Source organism: [Phormidium] sp. LEGE 05292 (assembly GCF_015207735.1).
Lineage (GTDB): Bacteria > Cyanobacteriota > Cyanobacteriia > Cyanobacteriales > Aerosakkonemataceae > Floridanema.
On record NZ_JADEWG010000272.1, the window covers coordinates 1 to 4520 of the forward strand.

The window sequence follows — 4520 nt, forward strand, 5'->3', positions numbered from 1 at the left end:
CGTTTAACAACTCTAATTTTAAAATGAAGAATCCTTCTTTTTCATAAGCAGTGAAAACTGTAACGTTTGGTAAGTTTAATAAGGTATCTAGATGAAAATCCATCGTCCTTTTCGGGTAAAATGTAGTTAACACTACATTTTACCCCATGATGCCGGAAGACCCCTCCTATCTCCCCTCCCCGTTCGACAGGGAGGGGTTGGGGGTGGGGTTGTTTGCCAATTTCGGAAGAGGCAAGGGAAACTCCTGCACTGAAAAAGGCGGCTAAAAGTGCCAGTGAGATGCGAGTTAGCCATTTTTTGTTAAATGCCGCTTTTTTCCCAGATTGTTGATTACTCATGGCAATATTCAGGTGTAAAAGTAGAATTCTGGGGTGTTGCCGTTGCCGTATCTGCGACAAGAACCACTTGTCCTTGAGAATTTCTCATCCATCCTTGAGCTTCGACAATAGAGGTTAATTCCCGATTCTCCCCTGCCCCCCTACCCCTCTGCTCCTCTGCTCCCCTGTCTTCCGCCAAAGCTATCTCTCTTAAATCCATCCAAGTTGCTTCATTTCTAATTAGTTCATTGGGGTTAGGTGGCAAACCGCCTCTGCCAGTAAAGATGAATTCGCCGGGGTGTTCACCGCGAGGGCGACAGGTAGAGGCAACTAGCGCGGTAGCATCAACTGGGTTTGCTGGCAAGTTCGCTAAACCAGAATTGGGGTTAACTTCTGGGGTATTAACCGCTACGATGCCACTTAATGAAGCATCTTTACCAGTGGCAGTTATGTCGCTACTAGGCAAGCGAGAAGGATCGAGTAATGCTGGGACATCGGTGCCGAGTAAGCGAGTGAGTTCTTCCCTGGTGCGTGGTTGTGCGCCAAAGATGGCTTGAGCGTTAATTGTTACCCTACCACCTTGAGCATCAAGAGAATTAGCACTGATGTCGCTATTTTCCAGGGCAGCGAGGATATCGGTGTTGATATTGATGTTGCCGCCAGTTGCAGTACCAGTCGCGTTGGTGTTGATGGTGCTATTGCGGCGTAATATCAGGGATGACGAGCGTAGATTAATATTGCCCTGATTTCCTGCTGCGGTTCTGGCACCAAGGAAACCATTATTCAGTTCTACAAAATCAGCAATCACATTTAAGTTGCCTGCATTCCCTGACTTCGTACTACTAACAGATATTGTTCCCCCATCTCGAACTCTCAACCGCCCAGTTTCAATTGTCACAGAACCAGCATCCCCTTGTCCCAGGCTTGATGCGAACATTCCACTGGCAGAATCCCCGTCGGTGGTTGTTTGTTTTCCGGCAATGTCCACTTCCTGAGCTATCACCGTCAAATTGCCTGCATTACCTGCTTCTCTCGTGAAAACTAATAAAGCACTGCCGTCCCTCAATGTCACCGACTCTCTAGCACGAACTGTAATAGTGCCACCGGGCTGTTCGCTATTCGTAATTGCTGCAATATCAGAGTTGCCTGTTTGCTGCAATCGCCCAGTCTCAATGGTAATTCTCCCTCCACGTCCGATGTCAGAAAAAGTAGCAGCATCAATAATGCTGTTACTGCTTAATTCCACCGCATCAGATGCTTTGAGACTAATGCTGCCAGCATTTCCGTCTCCCTCAGTACTAGCAGAGATGTAACCTTCTTGAAGACGCAAGCGCCCTGTTTCGACAGTGATACTGCCACCTTCGCCTTTTGCATCACCAGCAACCAAAGTAGTTAATCCAGTTATGCCATTTGAACCTCCGATCGCCTCTACCGTAGCAGTTGCGTGAATCTGGATATTGCCAGAATTACCTACACCATTTGTACCAGCAAACACAGAGCCACCGTCACGGATGCTTAACACTTGGGTATCAATATTTATATTTCCACCTTTTCCTTCACTATTCCTCAAAACGCTGGTCGTAAGGCTACTGCTATTACCATCTTGAGCAACACCAGCAATTTCTACTCGGTTATCGGCCCTGATTTGAATATTACCTGCATTTCCCTTACCAAATAAACCAGAAGACACTATACCGCCATCAAGCAAGCTCAATACTGGGGTATGGATATTAATATTCCCACCTTGATTGATAGTTCCATCCTGACCTATCTCTGTCGCTCCTACCGCTGTAGACAGAGTACTAGAAACCCTAATTACTTCACCGTTAAATATCCTTGGTCTAGTAGCTCCGACGATTTCCACTCTTTCGCTTGCCCGTACCTCAATATCGCCGCCTTTACCTAAACCATCTAATTCGGCATCGACTCGACCCCCATCCCTGATGCTTAACGTTCCAGTCTCAATGGTGAGATTCCCTCCATTACCAACACCTTCCTCGGAATTGCTACTAAGAGTACTCTGATTTCCCCCAAGTTTCACATTTTCCCCAAGCTCCGGTTGCTGGGGAACGTCTACTCCTTCCCCTACAACTTCCACTAAATCTTTAGCTCGGATTTGCAGATTTCCCGCATCTCCTTGACCAGAAGTTGTGGTTGAGACACTGCCACCATTGCGGATACTCAATACCTGCGTATCTATATTGATATTTCCAGCTTTGCCTGTCGAACTTGAAGATAAGCTTGTCTCTAGCCTACTACCAATACCAACCTTTGTAGTTCCAACTACATCAACTCTTTCTGTGGCTTTTACCTGAATATTTCCGCCATTGCCTCGACCAGAGACAGCAACACTTGCCAAAACTGCGCCACCATCCTGGAGACTCAACCTTCCTGTCTCGATCTCTATGTTGCCGCCATTACCGACTCTACCTAAAACGCTCGAAGAAAGGGTGCTATTCAAACCTCTATCAGGGAAATTAGGTGTAGTTGGCCCTTCTCCCGTGATTTCCACTAAATTTCTCGCCCGGATTTGAATATTTCCGGCATTTCCAGGCGCAAAAGTTTCTGTAGAAAGCCTAGCTCCATCACGAATGCTCAATGTACCCGTCTCAATCGTTAAGTTACCACTAGAACGGTTCGGGTTATCTCCATCTTGGATCGCAGATGAGATTTGGGATGGTGTTCCGTTTGGTCTTGTTCTTACAATTTCCACGGAATTTGTCGCATTTATCAGTAGGTTGCCTGCGTTTCCAGCGCCATACGTACCTGTTGAGATCAATGCTCCATCTTTGACCATTAACTGCCTAGTTTGAATGGTTAAGTTTCCGGCATCTTTTTCACCAGAAGTGTCTGTTGCCAAGTTACTTACAAACTGACCATTAGCTAATGTTCCAAAGACTTCTATAGATTCAGCAGCATTGATATTTATGCTCCCTCCTGCTCCGAAACCAAGAGTACTTGCTGTCACAGGCGCTCCATCTTGAACAATTAACCGTCCTGTTGTAATGACTAAGTTTCCACCTGCTCCAGAGCCTAAACTTTCAGAGAATAAACCACCCACGCGCCGATCATTAACCAATCTGGCACCCACTGTTACTGATTCGGAAGCGTTAATGTTTAAGTTGCCTGCTGCTCCTTGAGCCAGTGTAGAGGTGGTAATTCCTGCGCCATCCCGCACAATTAATTGTCGAGTTGTCAGTCTCAAGTCTCCAGCGTCGCCACTGCTAAAAGTGATAGTTTGCAAACGACTGGCTGAGTTATTCGATGAAATACCGATTAGTTCGACAAACTCGGAAGTATTTATGAGAAGATTTCCCCCTGTACCTTGGCTTACAGTATCATTTGCGATCGCAGATCCCTCTGTTAGGCTTAACTGACGAGTTTGAACCGATACCGTACCCCCATTTTGATTGCCCAATGTATCTGCAATGATTCTTGACTCACCACTCAGGGCTACTCGTCCCCCCTGGACTTGAATATCGCCGCCTCCTTCTCCGCTAGCAATAACTGTCGCCAACTGAGAAAGCTGAATATTGCCAAAAGCGGGAATGTTTGGATATCCTAATGCCCAACCTTTCTCAGTAGGGTTCAGACTCACTACACCAGCATCAGCAACGCTGCCTAGTTCAATCCGTCCAGAGGGGGCTTTCAATATGCCGCCTTCTAGAGCTACATTGCCACCTATCAAGGCAAGGGTTCTTCCCGGCTGTACTCCTAAACCTACGGGGCTATTGAGCCATTGTTGTTGTAGTTGAATTTCCCTAGCAGCTTGTTGGGCTGCTGTTTCTCCTTCTACAGGTGTAGGTACGGGCAGCCCTTGCCCCTGTACAGTAATGTTTCCGGGATTAGCTCCGTATTGTAAGCCGATCGGAACGCTAATTGTCAGTAAAGATGTAGGTTGGTTTGGGGTTGTATTAAACTGAGTCCCATCGGCAAACCGAATCCCGCTAGCAGTACTTGCTACAAACGAACCACCAATATTTAACTGTGCATTCGGCCCAAAAATAATTCCATTAGGATTAATCAAAAATAAATTAGCCGTTCCATTTGCTCGAATCAACCCATCGATATTAGAAATCGACCTACCCGTTACCCGACTGAAGATATTTTGCACATCCAGGGCGTTGTTGAAAAATGCTTCACCCCCAGTAGGAACCGAAAACTCGCCAAAACTGTGAAACAAATTCCCACCCGCCCTAGTTC

The 4520-nt window shown here is 46.5% G+C and carries 1 protein-coding gene; it reads right to left on the minus strand.

Annotated elements, in window-relative coordinates:
• Positions 1-330 precede the first annotated feature (330 nt).
• Complete coding sequence (locus IQ264_RS31670) at positions 331-4500, minus strand: filamentous hemagglutinin N-terminal domain-containing protein (RefSeq protein ID WP_228061962.1); 4170 nt, start codon at positions 4498-4500, stop codon at positions 331-333.
• Positions 4501-4520: the final 20 nt, after the last annotated feature.